Origin of the sequence: Cellulomonas telluris (assembly GCF_004886325.1) — a bacterium.
In the GTDB taxonomy this organism is placed as follows: Bacteria; Actinomycetota; Actinomycetes; order Actinomycetales; family Cellulomonadaceae; genus Cellulomonas; species Cellulomonas telluris.
This window is the reverse complement of sequence record NZ_QXFN01000002.1, coordinates 379,196-403,667: the sequence shown is the minus strand read 5'-3', so window position 1 is coordinate 403,667 and position 24,472 is coordinate 379,196. Positions and strand designations below refer to the sequence as shown.

22 protein-coding genes are annotated in these 24,472 nt (G+C 74.5%); 4 read left to right on the top strand and 18 right to left on the bottom strand.

The genetic code is table 11. The features are described from left to right. Positions 1-28 precede the first annotated feature (28 nt). On the top strand, positions 29-691 hold the full coding sequence (locus FB586_RS19715) for a hypothetical protein (protein ID WP_187697852.1): 663 nt from the start codon (positions 29-31) through the stop codon (positions 689-691). 109 nt (positions 692-800) lie between these two features. On the opposite strand, the gene FB586_RS07150 is transcribed toward FB586_RS19715, so the two are convergent. Together FB586_RS07150 and FB586_RS07145 are read right to left on the bottom strand one after the other, a co-directional pair. After that, on the bottom strand, positions 801-2,678 hold the full coding sequence (locus tag FB586_RS07150; RefSeq protein WP_136518628.1) for an endo-1,4-beta-xylanase: 1,878 nt from the start codon (positions 2,676-2,678) through the stop codon (positions 801-803). A 304-nt stretch (positions 2,679-2,982) separates the two neighbouring features. Then, positions 2,983-4,014: an aldo/keto reductase gene (locus tag FB586_RS07145; RefSeq protein ID WP_136518627.1), complete on the bottom strand. Its 1,032-nt coding sequence runs from the start codon at positions 4,012-4,014 to the stop codon at positions 2,983-2,985. Between the two features lie 145 nt (positions 4,015-4,159). Between FB586_RS07145 and FB586_RS07140 the strand changes: the two genes are divergently transcribed. Both FB586_RS07140 and FB586_RS07135 read left to right on the top strand, forming a co-directional pair. Beyond that, complete coding sequence (locus tag FB586_RS07140) at positions 4,160-4,393, top strand: ribbon-helix-helix protein, CopG family (RefSeq protein ID WP_136518626.1); 234 nt, start codon at positions 4,160-4,162, stop codon at positions 4,391-4,393. Further along, a complete protein-coding gene (locus FB586_RS07135; protein ID WP_136518625.1) occupies positions 4,390-4,632 on the top strand; it encodes a toxin in 243 nt (80 codons plus the stop codon). The genes FB586_RS07140 and FB586_RS07135 overlap by 4 nt, the downstream gene beginning before the upstream one ends. Positions 4,633-4,700: 68 nt before the next feature. On the opposite strand, the gene FB586_RS07130 is transcribed toward FB586_RS07135, so the two are convergent. The 16 genes from FB586_RS07130 to FB586_RS07055 all read right to left on the bottom strand — a co-directional run bounded on the left by FB586_RS07130 (position 4,701) and on the right by FB586_RS07055 (position 23,312). After that, the gene (locus FB586_RS07130) at positions 4,701-5,681 is read right to left on the bottom strand and encodes an NAD-dependent epimerase/dehydratase family protein (RefSeq protein WP_136518624.1); all 981 of its coding nucleotides are present in this window, start codon (positions 5,679-5,681) and stop codon (positions 4,701-4,703) included. Beyond that, a complete protein-coding gene (locus FB586_RS07125; RefSeq protein WP_136518623.1) occupies positions 5,678-8,377 on the bottom strand; it encodes an alpha/beta fold hydrolase in 2,700 nt (899 codons plus the stop codon). Before FB586_RS07125 ends, FB586_RS07130 begins: the two co-directional genes overlap by 4 nt. Beyond that, entirely contained in the window at positions 8,374-9,402 is a 1,029-nt protein-coding gene (locus FB586_RS07120; protein ID WP_136518622.1) for a 3-oxoacyl-ACP synthase III, read from the bottom strand. The genes FB586_RS07125 and FB586_RS07120 overlap by 4 nt, the downstream gene beginning before the upstream one ends. A gap of 272 nt (positions 9,403-9,674) precedes the next feature. Further along, complete coding sequence (locus FB586_RS07115) at positions 9,675-10,925, bottom strand: glutamate synthase-related protein (RefSeq protein ID WP_136518621.1); 1,251 nt, start codon at positions 10,923-10,925, stop codon at positions 9,675-9,677. After that, on the bottom strand, positions 10,922-11,917 hold the full coding sequence (locus tag FB586_RS07110) for an asparagine synthetase A (RefSeq protein ID WP_136518620.1): 996 nt from the start codon (positions 11,915-11,917) through the stop codon (positions 10,922-10,924). The genes FB586_RS07115 and FB586_RS07110 overlap by 4 nt, the downstream gene beginning before the upstream one ends. Positions 11,918-11,950: 33 nt before the next feature. After that, positions 11,951-12,574, bottom strand: coding sequence for a cob(I)yrinic acid a,c-diamide adenosyltransferase (locus tag FB586_RS07105; RefSeq protein WP_136518619.1), 624 nt, complete (start codon positions 12,572-12,574; stop codon positions 11,951-11,953). Beyond that, a complete protein-coding gene (locus FB586_RS07100; RefSeq protein WP_222928309.1) occupies positions 12,571-13,764 on the bottom strand; it encodes an ATP-grasp domain-containing protein in 1,194 nt (397 codons plus the stop codon). The genes FB586_RS07105 and FB586_RS07100 overlap by 4 nt, the downstream gene beginning before the upstream one ends. Then, on the bottom strand, positions 13,761-14,264 hold the full coding sequence (locus tag FB586_RS07095) for a flavin reductase family protein (RefSeq protein ID WP_136518618.1): 504 nt from the start codon (positions 14,262-14,264) through the stop codon (positions 13,761-13,763). Before FB586_RS07095 ends, FB586_RS07100 begins: the two co-directional genes overlap by 4 nt. 41 nt (positions 14,265-14,305) lie before the next feature. Next, positions 14,306-15,559 carry an ATP-grasp domain-containing protein gene (locus tag FB586_RS07090; protein ID WP_136518617.1) on the bottom strand — a complete coding sequence of 418 codons (1,254 nt, stop codon included), beginning with the start codon at positions 15,557-15,559 and terminating at the stop codon, positions 14,306-14,308. Further along, positions 15,556-16,836 carry a methylaspartate mutase gene (locus FB586_RS07085; RefSeq protein ID WP_136518616.1) on the bottom strand — a complete coding sequence of 427 codons (1,281 nt, stop codon included), beginning with the start codon at positions 16,834-16,836 and terminating at the stop codon, positions 15,556-15,558. Before FB586_RS07085 ends, FB586_RS07090 begins: the two co-directional genes overlap by 4 nt. Continuing rightward, a complete protein-coding gene (locus FB586_RS07080) occupies positions 16,836-18,308 on the bottom strand; it encodes a hypothetical protein (protein ID WP_136518615.1) in 1,473 nt (490 codons plus the stop codon). The genes FB586_RS07085 and FB586_RS07080 overlap by 1 nt, the downstream gene beginning before the upstream one ends. Beyond that, complete coding sequence (locus FB586_RS07075) at positions 18,305-19,540, bottom strand: ATP-grasp domain-containing protein (protein WP_136518614.1); 1,236 nt, start codon at positions 19,538-19,540, stop codon at positions 18,305-18,307. The genes FB586_RS07080 and FB586_RS07075 overlap by 4 nt, the downstream gene beginning before the upstream one ends. Further along, a complete protein-coding gene (locus tag FB586_RS07070; protein ID WP_222928308.1) occupies positions 19,540-20,028 on the bottom strand; it encodes a cobalamin B12-binding domain-containing protein in 489 nt (162 codons plus the stop codon). The genes FB586_RS07075 and FB586_RS07070 overlap by 1 nt, the downstream gene beginning before the upstream one ends. Continuing rightward, positions 20,025-21,275, bottom strand: coding sequence for an MFS transporter (locus FB586_RS07065; RefSeq protein WP_222928307.1), 1,251 nt, complete (start codon positions 21,273-21,275; stop codon positions 20,025-20,027). Before FB586_RS07065 ends, FB586_RS07070 begins: the two co-directional genes overlap by 4 nt. After that, entirely contained in the window at positions 21,272-22,354 is a 1,083-nt protein-coding gene (locus FB586_RS07060; RefSeq protein WP_136518613.1) for an LLM class flavin-dependent oxidoreductase, read from the bottom strand. The genes FB586_RS07065 and FB586_RS07060 overlap by 4 nt, the downstream gene beginning before the upstream one ends. A gap of 46 nt (positions 22,355-22,400) precedes the next feature. Continuing rightward, positions 22,401-23,312 (bottom strand): ketopantoate reductase family protein, encoded by a 912-nt coding sequence (locus tag FB586_RS07055; protein WP_136518612.1) that lies wholly within the window; start codon positions 23,310-23,312, stop codon positions 22,401-22,403. Positions 23,313-23,547: 235 nt separating this feature from the next. Here FB586_RS07055 and FB586_RS07050 point away from each other — a divergent pair, with 235 nt between their 5' ends. Further along, positions 23,548-24,465, top strand: a complete 918-nt coding sequence (locus FB586_RS07050; RefSeq protein ID WP_168800486.1) for a prenyltransferase/squalene oxidase repeat-containing protein — start codon at positions 23,548-23,550, stop codon at positions 24,463-24,465. The last annotated feature ends 7 nt before the right edge of the window (positions 24,466-24,472 follow it).

Below are 24,472 nucleotides of genomic sequence, written 5' to 3'. Positions count from 1 at the left end.
TGTCCCGGGCCACCAGCCAGGAGCCCCCATGTCTGAGACCCCCTCCGGCCTCGCCGTGCCCGCATCCCCCGACCGGGAGAACGTCGCGCGCGGGACGCTCGCCGCCCTCCTCACGCTCCCCGTCGGCGTCGTCGCCTGGGTCGTGCTCTGGGGCTTCGGGTTCATCGCCTCGATCGTCGCCGCGCTCGTCGCGTTCCTCGCCCTGCGCCTGTACGTGTGGGGCGCCGGGCGCATCAGCCGGGCAGGCGCGGCGGTGGTGCTCCTCACCACGGCGGTGACGCTCGCCCTCGCGTTCTTCGCCGGGATCGTCTACGACGCGGTCGTCGCCTTCAGCGACGGCAGCGGGCTCGGCGCGTGGGGCACGCTGACCCACCCCGACTTCTGGCCCGTCTTCTCGGAGGTCCTGCCCGAGGCGCTGCCCGAGTACCTGCCCGACTTCGGCTGGGCCCTGGGCTTCGGCGCGCTCGGGTCGTTCGCGGTGCTCCGGTCCGCCTTCGCCGCGGCCCGGGCCGCCGACGCGCCGGCGGATGCCGCACCGGCCGACCCTGCCCCGGCCGACGCGGCGCCGGCTGCTGCGGCACCGGCGGCCGGGATCCCCGCTGCTGCGGCACCGGCCGCCGCCATCCCGGCCGCTCCTGCGCCGGCCGCCGGTGTGCCGGCCGCACCGCCGGCGCCGCGCGACCAGGTCTGACACGGACCGGCGGCCGCACCCCTTCCGCGGCCGCCGGTCGCCGCGGCGGACGACCAGGGGCCGGGGAGATCGCTCGATCTCCCCGGCCCCTCGTCGCTGTCGGCCCCCGCTACCTCCGCTCGAGCGCGGCGACCGCGTCCAGGAGCGCCGCGGTCGCGGCGTTCACGGTGGCCTGCGGGCCGCCGGCCCGCAGGACGGCGGTGACGCGGGCCAGGGCGGCCTTCACCTTGGCGAGGGTGACGCCGGTGTAGTTGACGCCCCGCAGGTCCAGCTGCTTGACCTGCGCGACGGCGGCCTCGAGCTTCGAGGTGTCGACCACCTGCTTGCGCAGCCCGAGCCAGCGCTCCGGGTCGGCGACGGCGACCGCGCCGAGCTTCTCCGAGAAGTCGCTGTTGAAGATCAGCGGGTTGTGCGTGGACCGCCAGCTGAGCTGGTCGGTCAGACCCCAGAACGTCACGCGGGTGATGTCGGTCGAGTACTTCTTGTAGACCGCGAAGTACTCCGCGAACCGCTGGGCCTGGATCGCCTCCAGCTCCGCCCGGTTCTCGATCTTGCCGACCCAGTAGTCGAACTCCCCGCGGGAGATGCGGTCCTTGACCGACGGGTCGGTGAGGTCGCGGTACTGCGACCGGTCGTCACCCTCGGGCTGACCGTTCCACGCCTCCCACACCTGCAGGTCCAGCTCGCTGATGCTGACGTCGAAGCCCGCCTCGATGATGAGCTGGATGGACCGCTCCACCGACGCCTCGTTCGAGCAGGCGCCCGGCTGCCACTCCGCCGCCGCGTCGTCCACGAGCTGGCGCAGGCGCGTGCGGTCGGAGCAGGCGAAGGCCGGCGTCTGGTTGATGTAGTTGTGCGACTGCATGCCGATCGCCTCGACCAGCGGGCGCGGGTCCTCCGGGTGCTCGGCGGCGTAGCGCTCGTTGAGGTCGGTCGCCATCGCGATGATCGCCTGCGCCTTGCCCTCGGACTGGAAGACGTTGAAGTCGTTGTACTCCAGCCGCGTCTGCGGGTCGTAGGTGCGGGCGAGGACGAACGCGTCGTAGAGGAAGTCGGACGGGTGCTCGCCCGCCGCCGTGTCGGCGCCGTTCGCGTAGGCGCTGTACCAGTTCGACGCACCACCGTTCGGGCCGCCGCGCAGGAAGTCGCGCCAGTCCTGCGTCGCGGGGTCGAACTCGCCGAGCCCGTCGACGAACGCCTCGTTCACGACGTCCCAGGAGACGGCGCGGCCCTGGAAGTGCGTCAGCACCTCGCGGATGTACCGCTCCATGTTGGCCCGGGCCTGCTCGCGCGTGCCGCCGGTCGGCCCGCTGTTGATGCGCGGCGGGGACTGCCCGTGCCAGACCAGCACGTGCCCGTGCACGTCCATGCCGCGGGCGAGCGTCTCGTCGACGAAGGCGTCGGCCTGCGCGAAGTTGAACGTGAACGCGCCCGTCACCGGGTCGATGTTGTCGTTCGGCAGCAGCTGGTCCGGCTTCATCGCGTTCTCGGCCGTCATCACGTTGTAGTGCCGGTCGACCGTGGCGGAGTTGGGCGACCCGGGCGCGTACGTCTGCGGGCCGGACCAGATGTTCCCGACGTCGAAGTAGTCGCGGTAGACGCTCTTGAGCGACGGGATCTGCTTGCGGAACGTCGTCTCGAGGACGACGTCGCTCTCGGGCATCGTGAACGAGCCGACCCGGGCGCCGATCCAGTCGAGCTCGTCCGAGGTCCACCCGCCCCAGACGTGGGACGCCGCCGGCGTCGCCGTCAGCTGCACCGTCTCCCCGGGCTCGTAGCTGCCCTCGCCGGTGACGGTCCCCTTGCCGGCGACGGTGATCTCGACGTCGTACGTCTCGTCGACGGCCGCCTGGGCCGGCGACGCGAAGCCGACCGCCGCGAGCGCGACCGCCGTGCCCGCCGCTACCCGGCCGGCGACCCGGCGCCTGCGGTCCAGCAGCGTCGTCCCTGGTGCACCGTCACCTCGTCGTGTGGCACGCCATCTCATGTTCGGTTCCTCTCGACTGCTGCTCCGAAAGTCGGCGCGGCGGCGACGAGCGCCCATGCGGCCGACGTCCCTGTGCATGCTCGTGCCGGGCGCTCGTGCCGCCGACGCCGGCGGACGAGGGCGCGCGGACTCCCACCCCTGCTGATGCCCCTTCAACGATGGAGAGGCGTCTGGTTTGCCGTGAACGCCGCTTTGCGACGTGGGTCACAACGTAGGTAGGGGGCGGGGGGACGTCAAGAAGGAGGGGTGTTCCGGACGGGGACGAGTTGCGGCGCTGCAGCCGCAACTCTCGGTCCGGCTGCGCTCAGCGTCCGCCGGTGATCGACCGGTGCCGCTGCTGCACACCCGCCGTGCCGTACGGGTAGTCGTCGACGCGCGGCGCGCTGGCGTCGGTGAGCCGTGCGACCGCCCCGGGGTCGAGGCGGAGGTCCGCCGCGCCGAGGTTGTCGTCGAGCTGCTCGACGGTGCGCGCGCCGAGGATCACCGAGGTCACCGCCGGCTGCTGCGCCAACCACGCGAGCGCGACCTGCGACATCGAGACGTCGTGCCCGTCGGCGACCTCGCGGACGGCGTCGATCACCCGCCACGTCCGCTCGTCGGCGTTGCGGGCCTCCCACGCCTCCATACCGCGCTGCGGGTTCTCGCCGAGGCGCGTCGCACCCGTGGGGTCGACGTCGCGCTGGTACTTGCCGGTGAGCCAGCCTCCGGCGAGCGGCGACCACGGCAGCAGCCCCATCCCCGCGTCGAGCGCGGCGGGCACGACCTCGTGCTCGATGTCGCGGACGAGCAGGTTGTACTGCGGCTGCAGGGTGACGGGCGCGGCCCACCCGTGGGCGCGGGCGACGTGGACCGCCTTGGTCAGCTGCCAGCCGAGGTAGTTGGAGAAGCCGTAGTAGCCGATCTTGCCCGCGGTGACGGCGTCGTCGAGGAACCGGAGGGTCTCCTCGACCGGGGTGAGGGCGTCCCATGCGTGCACCTGGTAGAGGTCGATGTGCTCGACGCCGAGGCGGCGCAAGGACGCGTCGAGGGCGTCGCGCAGGTGGCGGCGCGAGAGGCCCAGGTCGTTGGGGCCCTCCCCCATCGGGAACCGGCCCTTGGTCGCGAGGACGACCTGACGCGCCTCCGTCGGGTGCTGCGCCAGCCAGCGGCCGATGATCTCCTCGGAGACCCCGGCGCTGTACACGTCGGCGGTGTCGACGAGGGTGCCGCCCGCCTCGACGAACCGCGTGAGGATCGCGTGCGAGGTCTCCTCGTCCGCCTCCGCGCCGAACGTCATCGTGCCGAGCGTCTGCGCGGAGACGACGGTGCCGCTGCAGCCGAGGGTGCGGTACTGCATGGGAGTCCTCCTGGGTGGGCGCGGGTGCCGACCCTGCCCACTCCACCACCGCGCGGGTGGCGGAGCCACCCTGCCGCAACGCAGGAGTGTCCATGCGAACGCGCCCGCCCACCCGCGCGCCGCATTTTTGTCTTACGATATTCGCATGGTGAGCGACGAGCAGATCCAGCAGTGGGCCGACGAGGCGGAGGCGGGGTACGACGTCGACGCCCTGAAGCGCCGGGGGCGCGGACGGCCCGGCCGCGGCGCGGAGCCCATGCAGGTCGTGGCGGTCCGGCTGACAGCCGAGGAGCTCGCGGCCCTCGACGCGGCCGCGCAGAGGCAGGACCTGACCCGCTCGGAGGCGATCCGGGCGGCGCTCGCCCACTTCGCGGCGTGAGGGTCCACCGGAGCGCCCTCAAGCACGGCGTGGCGGAGGAGGACGCGATCCAGGCCGCCGAGTGGTCCCTGTGGATCGAGCCCCTGGACGACGACGGCCCGCCCTTCCGCGAGCTCCGGCTCGGCTTCGACACCCGAGCGCGCCTGCTCGAGACGGTCGTGCTCGTCCTCGAGAACGGTGACGAGCTCGTCATCCACGCGATGCCCGCCCGCAGGAAGTACCTGGACCTGCTGCCGTAGTTGGGCGCACGAGGCCCGCGACGTCGGCGCCTGCGACTTACGCGACGACGACGCGAGCGGGCGGGGCCTCAGCGACCGCGTGCCGCAGCGGCCCGCAGCCGCGCGAGCCCCTCGTCGATCGTCACCTCGGGGCGCCACCGCAGGTCGGTGCGCGTGCGCCGCTGGTCGAACCAGTGGGCGGTCGAGAGCTGCTCGGCGAGGAAGCGCGTCATCGGCGGCTCGTCCTGCCCCGGACGCACCCGCCACACCGCCTCCACCGCGCCGCCGGCGGCGCGCGCCAGCCCGGCGGGGACGCTCCAGCGCGGGGCCGGCACCCCGGCGGCGGCGCAGATCCCCGCGAGCATCTCGGCCACCGGGCGGGGCTCGCCGTTGGTCACGACGTAGGCGTTGCCGTGCACCGCGTCGTCGTCGGCCCGCTCGAGGGCCGCGGCGATCGCGGCGGCCGCGTTGTCGACGTAGGTGGTGTCGATGAGCGCCCGGCCGCCGTCGAGCAGCGGCAGGCGGCCCGCCCGGGCCCGCGCGACGATGCGGGCGACGAGCTGGGTGTCGCCCGGGCCCCACACCAGGTGCGGGCGCACGGCGACGACGCGCATGGCGTCGCCGTCCGCGGCGAGGGCCGCGAGCTCCGCCCGCGCCTTCGTCCGGGCGTAGTCGCCGCGAGCGTGGTCAGGATCCGCCGGCCGGGCGTCGTCACCGACGATCGAGCGACCGCTGTGCGCGACGGACGGCGAGGACACCTGCACGAACCGAGTCGCACCCGCAGGCGCGGCGGCACCCAGGAGCCGCTCGGTCCCGTGCACGTTGACCCGCTGGAAGTCGGCCGGGTCACCCGCGAGCGAGACCTTCGCGGCGAGGTGGACGACGCCGTCGACCCCGGCGACCGCCCGCGCGACGTCGTCCCCCGACGTCACCGAGCCCCGCACGTCCTCGACGCCCGGCACACCGCTCGGGCGGCGCTGGAACGTGCGCACCTCGTGGCCCGCGTCGCGCACGCGCGCGGCGACCGCGCGGCCGAGGAGCCCGCTCGCGCCCGTGACCAGGACCCTCACGGTCGGCGCACCCGTCCGCCGGACAGCACGTGCTCGGCCCAGCGAGCGAGCCGGGTGCGGTCGATCTTCGAGTTGTGCCGCACGTCCGTGGGCAGGTCGGGCACGACGAGGACCGCGGCGAGCGGCGCGGCCGCCGCGGCCCGGACGGCGTCGGTCAGGTCCGCCGGCGCCAGACCGGGACGACGGGTCCGCGGCCGGGTCTCGACCACGGCCACGAGCAGCTGCGTCCCCCGGGGCCCGATCCCCACGACGCCCGCACGCTCCACGGCCGGGACCCGCTCGACGCGCTGCTCGAGGCCGACGGGGGTGACGACGCCGTCGGCCGTGGTGACGACGTGCGCGAGGCGCCCCTCGACCCACAGCCGGCCCTCGCCGTCCAGGTGGCCGACGTCGCCCGTACGGTGCCAGCGCTCGCCGGGGACGTCCCGGGCCGCCGCGCGGTCCGTCAGGTGCAGGCGGAAGTAGCCGTCCTTGAGGTGCGGGGCGCTGACGAGGATCTCGCCCGTCCGGCCCGGTTCGGTCGTCGGCTCGCCGGTCGCGGCGCCGTCGTCGTCGAGCGGGCTGATGCGCACCTGCGTGGTCGCGGTGGGGCGGCCCACGCAGACCCCGCCCGGGTCGCCGTGAGGCCGGGCGGCGGTCGCCTCGCGGATGCTCGCGAGGGTGGCGTCCGTCATGAGCAGCCCCTCCGTCATGCCGTACGGCGTGTGCGGCTCCGCGTTCGGCATGAGCCGGCCCGCGGCGGCGAGCAGGTGCCCGGGCACCGGGGCGCCCGCGGACAGGAACGTCCGGACGCGGGCGAGCGCGGCGTGGTCCGCGGGGGTCAGGTCGTCGGCCGTCGCGACGACGTTCGCCAGCGCCGCCGGGGACAGGAAGAGGACCGTCGCGTCCACCGCCGCGGCCGCGGCCGCCACGGCCGGGGCGGTGAGCGTGCGCGGGGAGGTGACGTCCATGTCCGGCGTGACCGAACGCGCGCCCAGCGCCGGCGCGAGCAGCGCGAAGGGCGCGAAGCCCGCGACGAGACCGGTGCCGGGGCCGAGGTCGTACTGCCCGCGCAACGCGTTGGCCACGGCGGCGAGCTGGCGGTGGGTGTAGACGACGCCCTTGGCCGGGCCGGTGGAGCCGGAGGTGAACAGCACCGCGGCGGTCGCGTCGGGGCTCGGCTCGGCGGGGAGGTCGAGGCCACGGCCGGCGTCCACGAGGTCGACGAGGGCGTGGTCGACGCGGAGCGCGCGGGCGACGGCGGGCGGCAGCGGCGCGGTGGAGATCCGCTGGCCGGGCCAGCCGAGGGCGCGGGCGGCCGTGAGCCCGCGCAGCTCTCCGACGACGTGGTCGGGCCGGGCGCCGCGGACGGCCCGGGTCAGGCCCTTCACGCCCAGGCCGGCGTCGGCCACCACGACGACGGCGCCGATGCGCAGGCAGGCGTACAGGACGGCCGTCAGGTCCGCACCGGGCGGGACGAGCAGGGAGACGCGGTCCCCGGGCCGCACGCCGACGGCGGTCAGACCGGCGGCCAGCTCGCGGACGCGCCGGGCGAGCAGCGACCAGGTGACGACGCGCGGTCCCGCGCCGCCCGTCGGTGCCATCTCGACCAGGGCCGTCTGCGTGCTGTCCCGCTGCCCGTCGAGGTGGTGCCACAGGGGCTCGTAGGGCGGCGCGGGCGTGACTGCCGAGGGGTCCACAGTCGGGACGTCGGCTGGCTGGGTGACGGAGGCGGTCGTGGCGCCGGGGCCGGCCGTGGCGCCGGCGAGCCAGTCGAGCGCGGCGGTCGCGTAGTCGACGTCCTCGGCGATGAGGTGCCCGGCCCCCTCGAACCGGTGCACGTCGGCGCGCGGCAGGCGGTCGACGAGGTCGTCCAGGTACTGGTCGCCGAAGACGGGGTCGCTCGGGCCCCACAGCAGCAGCGCCGGGACGTCCAGCCCGCGCACCCCCGCGGCGACGCGGTCGAGCTCGGCGGCGCTGGGGTGCGCTGACGTCACGGGGATGTCCGCGACGAAGGCGCCGATCCCCCCGCGGCGCTCGGCCCCCCGGTACGGGGCGCGGTAGGCGTCGCGGACCGGCCGGGGCAGGCGCGGGCGGGCGAGCGCGAGCGTCGTCTCCAGGAAGGCCGGCGTCGCGACGGTGGCCGCACCCAGGACCTCCGGGCGCAGCGCGAGCCGCAGCGGCGCCGGCACCCGCAGGTGCGCCGGCTGGTGCACGGCGGTGTTGAGCAGGACGACGCCCGCGAGCAGGTTCGGGTGGTCGACGGCCCAGCCGAGGCTGATGACGCCGCCCCAGTCGTGCCCGACCGTGACGACGGGGCCGGTAAGGCCGAGCGCGGTCGTGAGGTCGTCCAGGTCCGCGACCCGCTGCGGCAGCCCGCGCCGCGACCCGGTGCGCTCGGAGAAGCCCATCTCGAGCTGGTCGACGGCCACGACGCGCCACGCCTGCCCCCCGGCCGCGGCCCGGTCGGTCGCCGCCGAGAGCAGGCGACGCCACAGGTAGGACCACGTGGGGTTGCCGTGCACGCACAGCAGGGTGCCGACCGGCTCGACGCCGAGCCGGGCGAGGTGGTCGGCGTTGTCCAGCAGGTGCCACGTGCGGCTGTCGGGGCCCGCCGTGACGAGGCGCGAGAAGGACGGGTCGAGGCCGTCGAGACCCCGCGGCGGCAGCGAGGCGGGTGCGGTCGCCCCGGCTGCGGCCGGCAGCGCGCCGATCACCAGGCGATCTCCGTCATCGCCGTGTTGATGCCGGATCCCACACCCATGAGCAGCACGCGGTCGCCGGGCGCGAGGTGCCGCGCCTCCTCCGCGAGGGTCATGGGGATCGAGGCTGGGCCCACGTTGCCGTACCGCGGGTAGGTGAGCGGCACGCGGCTGCGGTCGAGGCCCGCGGCCTTCACGATCGCGTCCGTGTGGACGTCGGAGACCTGGTGGAGGACGTAGCGGTCCATCGCCGACCAGCTCCAGTCCTTCCTCGCCTCCTTCCAGGCGGCCATGACCAGGTCGAGCCCGCCCTTGAGCAGTGCCTTCGCGTCGGTGAACATCCCGTTCACGCTGCCCACGCACAGCTCGTTGAACTGCGTCGCCGCGCGCGTCACCCCGCCCAGGATCCGGTGGCCCTCGGGGTGGGCGTCGGCCGGCCCGATCACCGCGGCCACGGCGCCGGAGCCGAGGGTGAGGCTCGGGAACTCGCGCATGAAGTCCCTGCGCGTCACCCCTGGCTGGTTGAGCCGGTCGATCGTGATGTCCTGGATCTCGTCGGCGTCCTCGCCGTCGACGACGACGGCGTAGCGGATCTGCCCCGCGTCGATGAGCTGCGCCGCGAGCGTCATCCCGTTGACGAACCCGAGGCAGGCGTTCGCGAGGTCGAAGTTCACCGCCGACGGCGGCAGGCCCATGCCGTGGTGCAGCCGCACCGCCACCGACGGCTCGAGGTGCTTGCGCGTGACCGAGGTGTTGATCAGCATGCCGACGTCGCCCGGGTTGACGCCCGCCTCGGCGAGCGCCTTCTCCCCCGCCGCGACCGCGGCGGCGTCGAAGCTCTGGCCCTCGGCCCAGTTGCGGCGCTCGTGCACACCGGCGACCCGCTGGAGCAGGCCGGTGGGCAGCCGCAGGCGGTCCAGCACGGGCGCGAGGCGACGGTCGATGTCCGCGGACGTCGTCACGCGCTCCGCCACCGTCGTCGCCAAGGACAGCAGTGCCGCGTTGCGGTGAACCGACGTCGCGTTGCCCTTCACACCCACCCCTCTCACGGCGCGCGTCGGGCTGCGCCTCGTCGGCTCGATCGTGCACCTACCAGGACGGCGGCGCCTTCCGAGGCAACGGGAGGGAAGGGGCCCGCGTTCCCGCAGACGGGTCTGCGGGCCGAGCGGACGAGCGGCTGCCGGCCGGGGGGCGCCACCTCAGGGCTGGTGACGCACCCTGCGCGACGGGGAGTCGGGCGACCCCGTCGCGCCCGGCGTCCGCCGCGGTGGCTGGTGCGCTCGGTCCCGGTGCGCCCTCCCGCGCCCGCCGCCTACCCGCTGCCGAGCAGACCGGCCGGGTGCCAGACGTCCTCGGGCGCGAGGTCCGACGCCCGGTAGCGACCGAGCGCGCTCGTGAGCATCCGGACCTCGAGCGCGAGGCACTCCAGCAGCCGCGTCAGCCCGAGCTCCGGGTCCTCGTCCACCGCGAGCAGGGCGGCGCGGCCCAGCCCGAGCGCCCGCGCGCCGAGCGCCAGGCACGTCACGGCCCGAGCCCCCTCCCAGATCCGCCCGGACGCGAGCAGGCAGTCGTCGACACCGGGGCGCAGGCGCGCGAGACACTCCCCCAGCGGCAGACCCGCGCGGGCGAGGAAGACGCCCGGTGCCCACCCCGTGCCCGCCTCGGCCCCGTCCACCGTCACCGCGTCGGCGCCGGCCTCCCAGGCGACCGCTGCCGCCGACGCGACGTCCCGCGCGGGCGAGAGCTTCACCCAGACGCGGCAGCGCGGGTAGTTGTTCCGCATGAGACGGACCTGCTGGCGCAGGATCTCCGCCGTGAAGGTCCCCGGGCTGCTGCTGCGCAGCACGACGTCCGACGACGGTCCGTGCACGTCCGCCAGCAGGTACCGGTCCGCCAGCGCTCCGGCGTCGGCACGCGAGACGAGCGTCATGCCGCCGAGCCCCGGCTTCGCGCCCTGCCCCACCTTCAGCTCGAAGGCCAGCCGACCCGTCGCGAGCAGCGGCTGCACCGACGGGTCGGTGTAGACGAGGTTCCAGACCTCGCCGTCGGCGTCCTCGGTGCTCTGCTGCACCACGACCCCGCCCCGGCCGTCGGGCACCACGTCCGCGTACGCGGCGACGCGGTGCAGGAGGGCGCCGAACCGGTCCGAGTCCAGCCGGCCCGACCCGGTCGACGCCAGGACGTTCTCGCCGATGACCATGGGGACGCCGCCCCGGCCCGCCTGCCGTGCGACCTGGTGGCCGAGGTCGCGGGCGGCCGCCGTCGACCCGAACGCGGACACGTAGAACGGCACGGGAGACCGCAGTCCCCCCACGTCCGTCACGAGCTCGACGTCGTCCATCGTGGGCTCCCGGCCCAGGTCGTACAGCTTCTCGAGACGGTCCGGGACGAACACCGGCGGCACGAGACGAGCCGCGTCGAGCGGGTCCCCGTCGGGTGCCGCCTGGTGCCCGAGCAGCGACGCGCCGTAGCCCGCGGGGTCCGGGAACGCCGCCGCCGCGCCGCTCCGCGCACGCTCCCGCACGAGCTCCTCGGGAAAGCCGGGCGCCGTGAGGACGCTCACGGGCGCGGCTCACCGGGCAGCTTGAAGTACGACGCCGCCTGCCACGCCGCGTCCAGGCCGCCGAGGAAGCGCGTGAAGCGCTCGACCCCGAGTCCGAAGCCCGCGCTGGCGGGCAGGCCCTCGCGGGCGAGCTGGAGGTACCAGTCGTACTTCGCCGGGTTCTCTCCGGTCTCCCGGATGCGGGTGACGAGCGTGCGGTAGTCCGACTCCCGCTCGCTGCCGCTCATCATCTCCCCGAAGCCGCCGGGGAAGATCAGGTCGAAGTTGCGCAGGACCCCGGGTGACGACGCGCTCTCCCGGTCGTAGAAGCCGCGCGAGCCCTTCGGGTAGTCGACGACGAAGAACGGCCGCGCGGCCGCGGCGGAGATCCGCTCCTCCGCGTCCCAGGCGATCTCGGTGGAGTCCGGGTGGTCGTGCCCGGACGCGCGCAGGTCCGCGACGACGTCCGCGTGCGTGCGCCGGTCGAACGGGCCTGCGAGCACCGAGCGGAGCTCCTCGACGTCCCGCCCGAGGGCCGCGAGGTCGTCCGCCGCGACGTCGAGCACGCGGCGGACGCAGTGCTGCGTGAGCCGCTCCGCGACACCCAGGGCGTCCTCGCGCGAGCCGCCCGCGATCTCGACGTCGAGCTGGTGGAACTCGGCGAGGTGGCGGTGCGTGACCGCCGTCTCCGGAGGCTCCAGCCGCACGTTCGGCGCGACGTGGAACAACCGGTCGAACGTCAGCAGCGACGCCTGCTTGTAGAGGATGCCGCTCGTCATGAGCTTGTACCGGTGCCCGTAGTAGTCGATGTCGACCTGCTTGGCGCCCCGGGCTCCCGGGTCTGTCACCGGGCCGATCGTCGTCGGCAGCAGCTCGACGAACCCCTCGGAGACGAGGTGCTCACGCGCGGCGGCCAGGAAGTGGCCCTGCAGCCGCAGGGCCGCACGCGTGCGGTCCGAGGTCAGGTGCTCCCGCGGGGACGGCAGCGGCGTGGGGGCGGTGGCGGTCGACAAGGTCGGTCCTCTCGGCGGAACGGTCCTGCTGGTTCAGGTCGGGTCGGCGGTCGGCGGTCCGTCGGGGACCGGTCCGGGAGCCGGCGCGGGCCGCCGGCGGGTCGGCGTCCACGTCACCTCCTCGCTCGCGGCGGACCGGCGGGCGAGGACGAAGAAGAGGTCGGAGAGCCGGTTCAGGTAGGCGAGCGGCGCCGACGGGCCCGGCACGAGCGCGGCGACGCGGCGCTCCGCACGACGGCACACCGTCCGGCACACGTGGAGCTGGGCCGCCAGCGCCGTGCCCCCCGGCAGCACGAACGACGTCAGCGTCGGGAGCGTCGCGTTGACGTGCTCCCGCACGTCGTCGAGCCACTCCAGCTGGGGGTCGCCGACCGTGCCACGGGGCCCGACGACGTCGGGGTGGCTGACGTCCGCGCCGAGGTCGAACAGGTCGTGCTGCACCGACAGGAGCCACGCGTCGAGGTCCGTGTCGGTCGCCGGCACGAGCGTGCGCGCGACCCCGGTCGTGGCGTTGAGCTCGTCGAGCACGCCCAGGAGCTCGACGCGCGCGTCCGACTTCGCCACGCGCGCACCCCCGCTGAGCTGCGTGCTGCCGTCGTCCCCCGTGCCGGTACGGATGCGGGTGAGGCGGACGAGGCCCCGCTCGCCCGCCGTCACGCCTGCTCGGTCCGGATCACGAGGGTGTCCCGCACGAGGGCCAGCGCCGCGTCGCGCTCCTGCGGCGTCGGCGCGCACACCACGACGTGCCCGCTGCGGTCGCCGGACGACCTGACCGGGCCGACCACGTCCCCGGGCCGGCAGGTGATCTCCACCTCGACGACGTGCGGCTGCGCGCCGACGGCCTCGACCCCGTCTACCGCGATAACGCGCCCCTCCGGGGTCGCGAACCAGCTCGCGGCGTACGCGGCGGGCGCCACCGGGACCGGCGGGAGCGGTCGGCCGAGCGCGGCCCGCACGACCAGCTCGAACCAGTCGGTGCCGTAGGTCAGCCCCAGGAGGTCCATGATGAAGTCGCCCGGCGTGCGCACGGCGACCTCGATGACCGCCGGGCCCGACCGCGTCAGGCAGAGCTCGAGGTGGACGAGTCCCGTCACCATGCCGAGACCGTCCAGCACGCCGCGCGCGAGGGCGCCCACCTGCCCCGCGGTCGGCGGGTCGAGGACGATCCCGGTCCGGTGCGCGGTCTCCACGAAGTGCGGTGCGCCGGTGGTGTCCTTGGCGGTCACGTTCTCCACGACGACCGCGCCGTCGACGACGACCGCCTCCCAGCTCAGCTCCGGCCCCTCGAGCCGGTCCTCGACGACGAACCGCCCCTCCCCGGCGCGCCGCGCGAGCGCGTCGTCCAGGTCGTCCACCGTCGCCATGAGCTCGACCCCCGCGCTGCCCGCGGACGACAGCGACTTGAGCACGACGGGAAGACGGGGGCGCGCCCAGTCCCGCAGGCGCGCCGGGTCGTCGACGACCGCGAAGTCGGGCTGCGGGACGCCGACCGCCGCGAACCGGCCGCGCTGCAGCGCCTTGTTGCGCGACAGCGTCGCGGCGTGCAGCGACGGGCCCGGCAGCGCCAGGGCGTCCTGCAGCAGCGCGGCGGCCAGCACGTGGACCTCGCTGAACGCGACGACCCCCGCCGGCCGCTCCCCCGCGGCCGCGGCCCACGCCGCACGCGCCCACGCCTCGTCGGCGCCGCCCTCGACGAGCGTCACGCCGTCGACGAGCGGTTCGACCAGCGCCGCCCGCTCCGCCGCCTCGACCGCGTGCACGCGGACGCCGAGCCGGCGAGCGGCGTCGACGTACGGGCGGCCCATGCGGCCGACACCCACCATCAGGAGCGTCTGGTCGTCCGTCACGACGTGGCCTCCGCCACCAGCGGCCACTCCCCGTACACGCCGCGCCGGTGCAGCAGCGGCGGCCGCGGGTACGTCGCGCCCTCGTCGACCCGTCCCAGGAACAGCCAGTGGTCGCCCGCCTCGACGGCCCGCTCCGTGCTGCACTCCGCCACGGCGACCGCGTGGTCCACGAGGATCGGCGCACCCGCCGCGACCTCCGACGCGCGCCACTCCAGGTCCGCGAACTTGTCCGCGCTCTTGCGCGCGAAGATCCGCGACACCTCCGCGTTGCCGCCCGCCAGGACGTTCACCACGAAGCCCGCCGACGCACGCATCGCGGGCAGGGTGTTCGACGACTTGTCGACCGCGACCAGCAGCATCGGCGGGTCGACGGAGACCGCGCACACCGTGTTGCTCGTGAGGCCGCGCGGCTGACCGTCCGCGTCGAGCGTCGTGACGACCGAGACGGCCGTGGGGAACGACCCGAAGATCTCGCGGAAGCGCTCGGCGCTGATCGGCATTCGTCCCTCCGGGGAGTCGGCGTGGGCGTCGGCACGTGCCGTCACAGGAGCTCGTCCTCGAGCCGGACCAGCGCGTCGTACGACCGCTGGACCTCCTGCGGGTCCTCGTGCACGAGGAACACCACGCCGGGGGAGGAGTTCAGGTCCTCCGTTGGGCGCAGGGTCGACCCGTCCGCGACGCGCCAGCGCACGCTCTCGAACGCGGGCAGCCCTCGCAGCGCCTCCTCGAACCGGGCCGCCGGCAGCGGCACCGCCCGGCGCGCCACGAGGTTCACGCACCGTGCGGCGCGGACGGCCCGGTACGCGGTCGCCCGCCCGTGGAGCGCCGCGCCGTCGCCGAGGAAGCAGTCGAGCGTGAGGTCGACCTGGTTCGCGCCCGTGCACAGGTCGAGCGCGGCAGGGTTCGCGAGCCCCGAGATCCTGGCCCCCGTCTCCAGGAGGACGGGTCCGTCGGACGTCACGACGAGCTCGGTGTGGGCGGGACCGTTGCGGATACCCAGCCCGTCGAGCACCGACTCGACGTACGGGACGACCGACCCGACCAGCAGCTCGTCGTCGCCCGGCAGCAGGTCCTCGTACGCGTACACGGTGCGCCCGCCCGGCACAGCGGTCTTGGTGCTGGCCCACGCGTCCGTGACCCAGTGCCGGCCGTCGCGGCTCACCGTGTTGACGACCAGCTCGCGCCCGTCGAGGAACTCCTGCACCAGCACGCTGGTGTTGGCGCGCAGCATGATGTTCGTCTTGCCGAGCGTCCGCGCGACCGCCGCGCGCACCTCCTGCGCGGTCGTGCAGACGTACACGTCGTCCGAGCCCGCGCTGTCGACCGGCTTCACGACGACGCGGCCCAGCCCCTGCGCGTCCTGCCACGCCGCGGCCCGCTCGGGGTCGTCGCTGCGCAGCTGGCGCGCGGTGCGGACCCCCGCCGCCGCCAGGACGTCCATCATCGCGCCCTTGTCGCGGCGGGCCCGGGAGAGTGCCGGGTCGTTGCCGCGCAGCCCCAGCCGGTCCGCCAGGTCGTCGGCGGCCTCCACGCCGAACTCGCTCGCGCACACCACGGCGACGGGCGCGACGTCCCGCAGCCGCCGGACGACCTGCTCGGCGTCGGCCGTGTAGTCGTGGTCCTCGGCGAGCACCTCCGTCGGCAGGCTCGCCGCGAACGTCGCCGGCAGGCCCGCGCGCGAGCGCACGTGCACGACCCGGTGGTGGCGCGCCGCGCGTCGGGCCAGGGTCGCACCCGTCGAGAACGCGTCGACCACCACGGTCGCGGGACGGGTCAGGTCGCTGGTGGTGCTCATCGGGGCGCACCCCTCCTCGGTGTGGCGGGTTGCAGGGAGTCGTAGCGCGACGCGACGTGGTCGAGCATCGCGAAGAGCTGGTCCGACCGGAGCTCGGGACCCGCCGACCGGGATCGCGCCCCGCCGATCGGCAGCATCCCGAGCTGCGACCACACGAGCGCCCCGCGGTCGTCGATCGCGCAGCGCGTGGCGCCGCGGTTGTCCGCGTGCAGGCAGAACGGGATGTCGAGCAGGCCTCGCTCGAACGCGCGCACGAGCGCACGCCCGACGTCCGCGTCCAGGTCGAGGACCGTGTCCACGAGCAGACGGGCCTCGGCGAGCACCTCGTCCTGGAAGCCGCGGGCGTCGGGGTCGTCGTCTGCCGCGAGCAGGTCGCTGCCCTGCGCCGCGTCCGACGCGAGCAGCAGCGCGCCGACGTTCTCCTGCACGCTCGGGATCTGCCACGCCTCCGAGACGGTCTTCACGATGAGCCGCTCGCACCCCGCGTGGCGGGCGAGCCGCGCGGAGTCCGCGATGAGGGCCGTCGCGCCCCGGGGCGTCCGGGGGAACATCCCCATGTACGTGTACAGGACGACGTGCCACGTCATGTCGGCCAGGTGCTCCGCGGCGAGCAGGCGCAGCGCCCGGATCGCGCCGCGGTCCTGCTCGGCGAGCGTGCCCTGGGCGTAGCTGAGCGAGACGTGCCGCACGCCGTGCTGGCGGAAGAAGAGCGCCTCGAGGACCGCGACGGCCACGAGCAGCGACGGCGGGCAGAGCTGGCCGAGGAGGCAGCCGCCGAACGACTCGACGTGACCGTGCTCCGACTCGCCCGCGAGGACCCGGCAGCTCTCCGCCCACGCGTCGACCGCGACCGCGAGGGGCAGCCGCGAGTACGGCAGGCAGTACGACACGGGCCCGCCCTCGGTCGCGTCGAGCCCGACCGCGACGGACCGCCGGATGACCGCCTGGGGCAACGCCGTGCCGTGCCGCACCTGCACGGGGAACTCGGGACCGAGCAGCCCGGCCAGGAGCTCGCGGGTCGCGTCCGGGGGGTGCGAGACCAGCGGGTAGCCGTTGACCTCCTCGCCGGCGGCGAGCCGCTCCAGGGGCGTGACGTGGTCGCCGACGCGCGTGTAACTGTCGAGCGTGAGCGTGCCGACCACGGGCACGTCGAGCGCGGCGACGCGCTCGAGACCGTCCCGCATGGTCGCGACCGGCCCGAAGCCCATTCGTGGCTGCACGACGAGGCGTCCCGCGTCGCGCTGCGCGGCGACGAACGTGTCGAGGTGCCCGGGCATCAGCGTCCCGAGATGAGCTCGAGCACGGGTCCGCCCGTGGCCGGGTCGACCGTCGTGACGCGGCCCTTGTGCGGGTCGCCGGACCGTACCCGGGACAGCATCGAGCCGTCGGCCGCGAAGTCCGCGAGGGCGCTGCCGTAGAGCGTGCGCAGCCGGTCGAGGCCCAGCCCCGACACCCGCTCCAGCCACGCCACGTGCTCGGGGTCGTCGCGCTCGCCCGCCAGCACCTGCCGCAGCGTCGTCGCGTCCGCGACACGCTCGGGATGACGGGCGCGGAGGAACGCGTCGAGGCGCCGACCCTGGTCGGTGAACGGCGAGAACACCATCGCGACGAGCGCGTCCTCGTCGAGCCCGAACGCGGTCTCGGCGTACCGGTCCGCGATCCGCCGCCGCTCGCGGATCCTCTGCGGCGAGCCGTAGCGCTCGAGCGCCAGGTCGACGAGCCGCTGCGGCATCTCCTTCTTGTGCATCATCGACTCGGCGAACTCGAGGTACTCCCCGACGCCCGCCTCATAGGTGCGCGACTCTACGTGCTCGGCACGCAGCCCGCGCAGGTGCGCCATCAGCGTGGGGTTCGCGCAGTCCGACTCCGTGAAGCTGAACGCGAGGTCGTCGAACCGGAAGCCGAGGAAGTCCACGACGAGGTCCCAGTGGTCGTCGACGCGGTAGCTCACGAGGTCGTAGATCGAGACGAACTCCGGCTGGGCGGTCCGGTCCCCGATGGCGACCTCCCGCTCCGCGAGCGCGTCCGCGTCGGGGCCGAAGAGCTCGCGGAAGTACACGTCCCCGATGCCGCGCAGCGCCCGGAGGACGCCCTGGAACCCCTGCGCCCGCAGCTCCCCCACGTCGACGCCGCTGTCTCGCGCGAGCCGGAAGATCCACGCCGCGTAGAGCATCTGCTCGCGCCGGGAGTCGCCCGTCATGACGACGTCGACCCCACCCTCCCACCAGGCCGCGCGGCCGTAGAAGTCGGCGACCGCGAGGTTGCAGCTGTTGCAGAACGTCGGCCGGCCGTCGCCCTGCGCCCGGTGCCCGTTCATGAGCACGTCGACACGGTTGATCTCGACCAGCCGCTCCGGCAGCGGGAGGTCCACGTGGAACCGCCGGACCTGCGTGTGGTCGACGGTCAGCAGCTGGCAGCGCGGGTCGTCGAGCATGTCGAGCGCCCGGTAGACGCGGTCGATGTTCTCCATGACCGCGTGCGGCACGCCCGCGTGGCGCATGTTCGCCACCCGCAGGACGAACGTGCGCCCGTGCCGGAGCGCGAGGGAGAGCTGGACGGCGCGGACGAACGCCACGACGTACGAGCTGTCCTTGCCGCCGCCGTACGCCACCATCACCGTGCGTCCGGCCAGCCGCTCGACCCCTCCGCAGCGCTCGACGATGGTGTCGCCGACCGCGACGACGCCGGCTCGCTCGACGTCCGTGAGGTACGCGAGGACCGCGTCCAGCAGCCTCTGGTCGCGCGTCATGCGGGGCTCGCCTCGAGCTCGAACTCCGCGACGATCTGACGGATCCCCGCCTCCACCGTGGCCTCCTCGTCGTCCAGGAGGATGAACCTCCCGCTGTGCAGTGCGTCGTAGGCGCCGCCGGGCTCGAGCACGTCGCCCGGCTGCGGCAGCAGCTCCCGCCACACGATGGGCACGCGTGCCGCCATCGAGGACACGCGCTCGACCCGCACCGTCGCGTCGGGCTTAGGCACCACGAGCCAGCCGCCCGACCCGTCGTGGTCCTTAACGGGGACGTCCACCGGCTCGCCCGTGAGCGTCCGGAGCCAGATCTCGAAGAGGTTGACGCCGAAGAGGCGGTTGAGGAGGTGCGGGACCTCGCTCCCGCCGACCCGGCCGCCGATCTCGAGGAACACGAGCTCGCTGTCGGGTCGGACGAACAGCTCGAGGTGGAACGGCGTCGCGTGCATCCCCAGGTGGCGGACCACGTCCCGCGTGAAGTCCTCGATCCGGTCGCGCAGCACCGAGCGCTGCACCACGACCGACCCGAGGGGTGCCCCGCCGCCGAACGCCAGGCAGTCGTTGACGTACCGGGACACCACCTGGAACGGCACGTCGCCCGCCACGTCGACGTAGCCGTCGACGTGGTGGATGGTCCCGGTCACGAACTCCTCGACCTCGTACCGGCCGAGGTCGACGCCCGGCAGGAGCGCACGCAGCGCGCTCTCGTCGTCGACCCGGTGCACGCCGATGCTCGCCGCGCCGTCGACGGGCTTGACGATCACGGGGTACCCGACGTCCGCGGCGAACGCGAGGACGGTGTCGACGCCGGGGCACGTGCTGAAGCGGGGGACGCGCACGCCCGCCTCGTCGAGGATCTCCTTCATCCTGACCTTGTCCCGGTACGGGGCGACGTCCGCGACCGTGGGGCCGGGGATGCCGAGGTCCTCCCGCACGCGCGCCGCGACCTCGAGCGTGAACTCGGACATCGCGACGAGCTGGTCGACGGGACCGACCGCGCGGACGATCTCGGCCACCGCAGCGCGCAGGGCCTCCACGTCGTTCACGTCCGCGACGTGGACCTGGTGCGCGACCAGCTCGGGCGGCGCGAGGACGCCCTGCGCACCGGGTCCGTCGACGACGTAGCTCACCGTGTGGCGCCGGTGGTCGACGAACTCCTCGTACCGGGTCAGCTCGTTGTCCCAGCGCACCCCGTCGGAAAAGCGCGGCCACCGGTTGACGATGACGACGTGCATCAGCGCACCTCCGTGCCGACGAGCGGGACGTCGTCCCAGGGCGCGACGACCGCCTCGGGGGCGTGCCACCGGTCGAACCCGCGGGCCTTGCCGGCGTCGAGGAACCTGACGAAGCGCGGGACGGCGTCGTCGCCGGTGAAGACGTCGGTCCACCCCGCCGCGAGGAGCTCGCGCCGCACGCGGTCGTTGTCCGACTCCGCCGTGGTGAGCTTCCCGCCCGCCACGCTCGGGACGGCAGCGCCGCTGGCGGCCTGCAGCGCGGCGCGGAGCACCCTCGCGCCGTGCGCGCCGTGCCCGTTGACGCTCGACAGCACGAGGAGGTCCGGCCGGCCGGACCGCACCTTCTCGACGACGTCGCGGACCGGCGTGCAGGCGCCGAGGTTGACGACGTCGCCGCCGTTCTCCTCGAGCAGGAGCTGGAGGTACACGAGGTTCCACATGTGGGAGTCCGACTCGACCGTGCACAGCACGGCCCGGAAGTCGCTCACGGGACCACCTCCACGAGCTCCTGGTCCGCCCGCGCGGCGAGGGCCGCACGGAACGCGCGCATCGTCAGCACGAGGAGCAGCGAGCCGACGACGCACAGGACCGCGGTCAGACCGAGGACCAGCCGGCGCGGCCCGCCGACGTCCCCCAGGCCCGCGACGAGCACGCCCGCGAGCGGGAACGACAGCAGGTTGACGAGGTAGAACGGGCCCATGACCTTGCCGAGGTGCTCCTCGGGGATGACCTGCAGGCGACGCGTCCGGTTGAAGATGTTGTAGAGCGTGACGCCGACCAGCGCGAGGACGTACGCCGGCGCGTAGACCGCGTACGACGGCGCGAGGCCCGCGACGACGAGCGCGACGCACAGCAGCGCGAAGCCGCCCACGCCCAGGGTCTCGACCCCGGTCCGGCGCAGCAGGCGCGGCGACGCCCACAGGTTGACGAGGCCGACGAGGCCGACGACGACGTTGAGGAGGCCGAAGGCCGCCTCCGGCGCGCCGAACACCCCGGTCACGAGCGCGACGTTCGCCGCCATGAGCGTCGCGACGACGAGGTTGATCGTGAAGTTCAGCGCGCCGAGCAGCAGGACGGGACGGTTCGCCACGAGCAGCCGCCAGCCCGTGGAGAGGTCGGCGACGACGTCGCTCCCGCTGATCCGCCCCTCGACCCGCATGCCCCGCGGCAGCCCGAGCCAGCACAGCGCCGCCGCGGCGAACGCCGCTGCCGCGATCGTCAGCAGCACGACCTTCGACAGCAGCAGCGCCGCGGCGATCGCGACCGCCGGGCCGACGGCCATGGCGAGGAGCTCCATGTTCTGCACGAGCGCCTGCGTCGGCGCCACCCGGTCGCCCTTCGCCAGCAGCGGCACCATCTTCTCGATCGACATCTTCACGGGCGCCACGAAGAAGGACAGCAGCGCGCCGCAGGTGATGAGGGTGCCGGTCGTCCACTCGGGCTGCACCACGCAGACGACGACCGCGAGCGCGAGCACCGCGCCCCGGGCGCCGTTGACCACGCGGAACAGCCGCCCGCCGCCGTCCCGGTCGGCGACCAGCCCCGCGAACGGGTAGGCGACGAGGGCCGGGATCCACTCGAGGGCGAACGCGAGGCCGAGCATGGCGACCTGCCCGGTGTGCTGGAAGATCAGCAGCGGCACCGCGAACAGCACGATCTGCTCGGCCACGAGACCGAGCAGGATCCCGCCCGCGAACAGGGGGCGGCGCGCGTCACGCCCGTCGACCTCGGTCACGACGCGACGACCTGCTCGAGGACCCGCACCCGCGGGAGGACGTGCGTGTAGAAGCGCGTCATCTCGTCGCGCGTCGGCCAGCCCGAGAAGATGAACTCGCTCACCCCGGCGTCCCGGTAGCGGACCAGGTACTCCGCGACCTCGTCGTAGCTGCCGACGAGGCACAGCGCCGGCCCACCGCGGTAGGCGACCGCCCCGGAGTAGAGCTGCGGGGACAGCCAGCCGTCGGTCGACCCCTCCGCGAGGCGGAACGAGGACCTCACCGCCTCGGAGTCGGAGGACGCGACGAACCGTGCGATGAACTCGCGGTGGTCCTCGTCCGGGTCGCGCATCGTCTCCGCGAGCGCGGTGAGCGCCTCCTCGCGCGTCTCGCGCGCCATGACGTGCATGCGGACGCCGACGCTTCCGCCGCCCTCGACCACCGGGGCGGCCGCGGCGGCGATGCCCTCCGGCGTGTCCCCGTACCGCAGCCAGCAGTCGCCGTGCTCGAGGGCGGTGCGCTGCGCGACGCCGGACGCGCCGCTGATGTAGATGCGCGGCCGCCCGCCGCCCTTGTAGGTGAGGCCGAGCTGGGCGTCCTCGATCCGGTAGTGCTCGCCCTCGAAGGACACCGGCCCGTCCTGTGACCACAGTCGGTGCAGGACGTGCAGGAACTCGTCGCTGCGCGCGTACCGCGCGTCGTGGGCGAGGAAGTCGCCGTAGTACGCCTGCTCAACCGGGGAGATGCCGGCGACGATGTTCAGCGAGATCCGGCCGTCCGACATCCACGAGACGGTGTTGACGACCTGGGCGAACAGCGTCGGCGACAGGAGCCCCGGGCGGTACGCGAGGATGAACCGGACGTCCCGCGTCTCGCGCACGAGGGCACCGATCATGGGCAGCGGGTCGGGCATGTGGTAGCTCATGCCCATGAGCAGGGAGTCGACGCCCAGCCGGTCCGCCTCCTGCGCGAAGTCGACGATCCCGTCGAAGTCGAGCCCGCCGACGGGGTAGGCGCCGGTCGCGCGCTGCTGGCCGCTGTCGAGCGGCGAGCACCAGTGGAAGCGGATGCGGTCGGTCGGCACAGTGGTGGTCGGCATCGTCGTGTCCTCGTGCTCGGGGGCGGGCGGTGTCGGCGTCAAAGCGTCAGGAGAGCGCTGCCACCAGACGTCGGGTGGCGGGTACGTCGACCCCGTGCCGGTCGGCCGCCCGCAGGACCGCACCGCCGATGGCGTCGATCTCCAGCGGTCGCCCGGCCGCGGCATCGCGCTGCATCGACGAGCGCGCGGTGGCGGGGAACGTGTCGTAGAAGCGGAGCGCGGACGACGAGGTGTCGGGCCCGCCGCTCGCGACGGAGACCGCGGCGGCCTCGGAGACGAGCTGCACGAGCGCGTCCCGGTGGGCCTCGCGGACCTCGCCGATCGGCACGTCGAGGTGCGTCGTCAAGAGTGCGAACGGGGCGAGGACGGCGAGCTTCGACCACAGGAGCGACGTCTCGTCGTCGCGGACCGTCGCGGCGATGCCGGCCGCCTCGAGCATCCGCGCGGTGTCGTCGAGGCGGGTGCGGTCCGCGGTCCCGCTCGCGAGGTCGATCTCGACGAACCGGCTGCCGTGGACGATGCGCCCCGGGGCCACCCGGGTCGACTCCGCGCGGACGACCCCGGCCGCCGTCACCGCCGGTCCGAAGCGCCGCCTCAGCAGGTCCAGGTGCTCGACGCCGTTGAGCAGCGGGACGACGAGTCCCTCGACGCCCGCCGGCGGCACCCGGTCCAACGCCTCGCCGAGCGCCGTCTGCTTGACGGTCACGAAGCACGTGTCCACCGGCGTGCGCAGCTCGGTGTCGGCGTCGACGTGGACCCTCACCTCGCCGTGCAGCGCGCTGCTGACGTGCAGCCCCCCGGCCCGCAGCTCACCGACCGTGCGCTCGCCGGCGAGGAGGACGACGTCGTGCCCGGCGCGCGCCAGGAGACCACCCACGAGGCCCCCGATCCCGCCCGGCCCGAGCACGGCGACGCGGCGACGGTCGACATCGTCCGTGACCGTCGCTTTGTCATCCATGACCGTTTTGTCCACAGCGTGGCAGGCTAGCGACGGGCCTCGCCGCCGACCACCGCCGTCCACCCTTCGGGCATCCGTGCAGGTCAGGGAGTTGATGAACCGGGGGCGCTCGTTACACTGCCCCGCTATGCCCCGATTCCGCCCAGGAGCGACCGCTCTGGCCTGCCTCGCCGTCCTCTCCGTCGCCGTCACCGGATGCACCACCCGAACCGGCGACACGGGTACCGCGCAGGCCGTGCTCGCGGCACCGTCCGCCGACGCGGCAGAGGCCCGGGAGGTCGCCGCCGACGGTGCGACCTGGCTGGTCACGCAGCTGGCTGCGTCGGGGGTCATGGAGAGCACGTTCGACGGGACGTCGTTCCCCGACTACGGCCTCACGGCCGACACCGTGCTCGCGCTGCTGGCCACCGGCGACGAGCGGGCGGGCGAGGTCGCCGCCCGCCTCGCCGAGCCCGACGCGGTCGCCGGCTACACCGGTGACGGGGTCGGCACGGTCTACGCCGGCGCGACCGCCAAGCTCGCCGCCACCCTGTCCGCCGCGGGGATCGACCCGCGCTCCGTCGCCGGCCGCGACCTGGTCGCCGAGCTGGAGTCGACGCAGTCTCCCGACGGCCGGTTCTCCGACCGCGGCGGGGAGGACTTCTCGCAGACCGTGTCGCAGTCGTGGGGCGTGCTGGCACTCGCGACCGCACGGGACGACGGGGCACCCGAGGAGGCCGTCCGCTACCTGCTCGGGCAGCAGTGCGACGACGGCGGGTTCCGCCTCGACCCCGACGCGGCCGACTGCACGTCCGACCCCGACGCGACCGCGTTCGCCCTGTCGGCCGTCTCCGCCGCCGGGTCCGAGGAGCACGCCGACGTCGTCTCCGCGGCGACCGCATGGCTGCGGGACACGCGCGAGACGGACGACGACGGCACCTACTGGGTCGCCGGCACGCCGGCCGCACCGAGCGTCAACGCCACGGCCGTCGCCGCCGCCGCGCTGACCGACGTCGACGCGGACGACCCCGGCGCGCGCGCCTGGGTCCTCTCCTCGACGGCCACGGACCAGCCCGCCGGTGCCGTGCTGGTCGCCGGGGTCCCCGACGCCCGCGCGACCGCCCAGGCCGCACTCGCCCTCGCCGGGTCGGGGCTCGCCGGGCTGCTCGACTGAGCAGCCA

Bases quoted from the DNA above. Each gene is read 5' to 3' on its own strand.
- FB586_RS07055 (WP_136518612.1), bottom strand. From the start codon at position 23,312: ATGGATGACAAAGCGACGGTCACGGACGATGTCGACCGTCGCCGCGTC.
- FB586_RS07090 (WP_136518617.1), bottom strand. From the start codon at position 15,559: ATGAGCACCACCAGCGACCTGACCCGTCCCGCGACCGTGGTGGTCGAC.
- FB586_RS07145 (WP_136518627.1), bottom strand. From the start codon at position 4,014: ATGCAGTACCGCACCCTCGGCTGCAGCGGCACCGTCGTCTCCGCGCAG.
- FB586_RS07095 (WP_136518618.1), bottom strand. From the start codon at position 14,264: ATGCCGATCAGCGCCGAGCGCTTCCGCGAGATCTTCGGGTCGTTCCCC.
- FB586_RS07085 (WP_136518616.1), bottom strand. From the start codon at position 16,836: ATGCCCGGGCACCTCGACACGTTCGTCGCCGCGCAGCGCGACGCGGGA.
- FB586_RS07080 (WP_136518615.1), bottom strand. From the start codon at position 18,308: ATGACGCGCGACCAGAGGCTGCTGGACGCGGTCCTCGCGTACCTCACG.
- FB586_RS07150 (WP_136518628.1), bottom strand. From the start codon at position 2,678: ATGAGATGGCGTGCCACACGACGAGGTGACGGTGCACCAGGGACGACG.
- FB586_RS07060 (WP_136518613.1), bottom strand. From the start codon at position 22,354: ATGCCGACCACCACTGTGCCGACCGACCGCATCCGCTTCCACTGGTGC.
- FB586_RS07075 (WP_136518614.1), bottom strand. From the start codon at position 19,540: ATGCACGTCGTCATCGTCAACCGGTGGCCGCGCTTTTCCGACGGGGTG.
- FB586_RS19715 (WP_187697852.1), top strand. From the start codon at position 29: ATGTCTGAGACCCCCTCCGGCCTCGCCGTGCCCGCATCCCCCGACCGG.
- FB586_RS07140 (WP_136518626.1), top strand. From the start codon at position 4,160: ATGGTGAGCGACGAGCAGATCCAGCAGTGGGCCGACGAGGCGGAGGCG.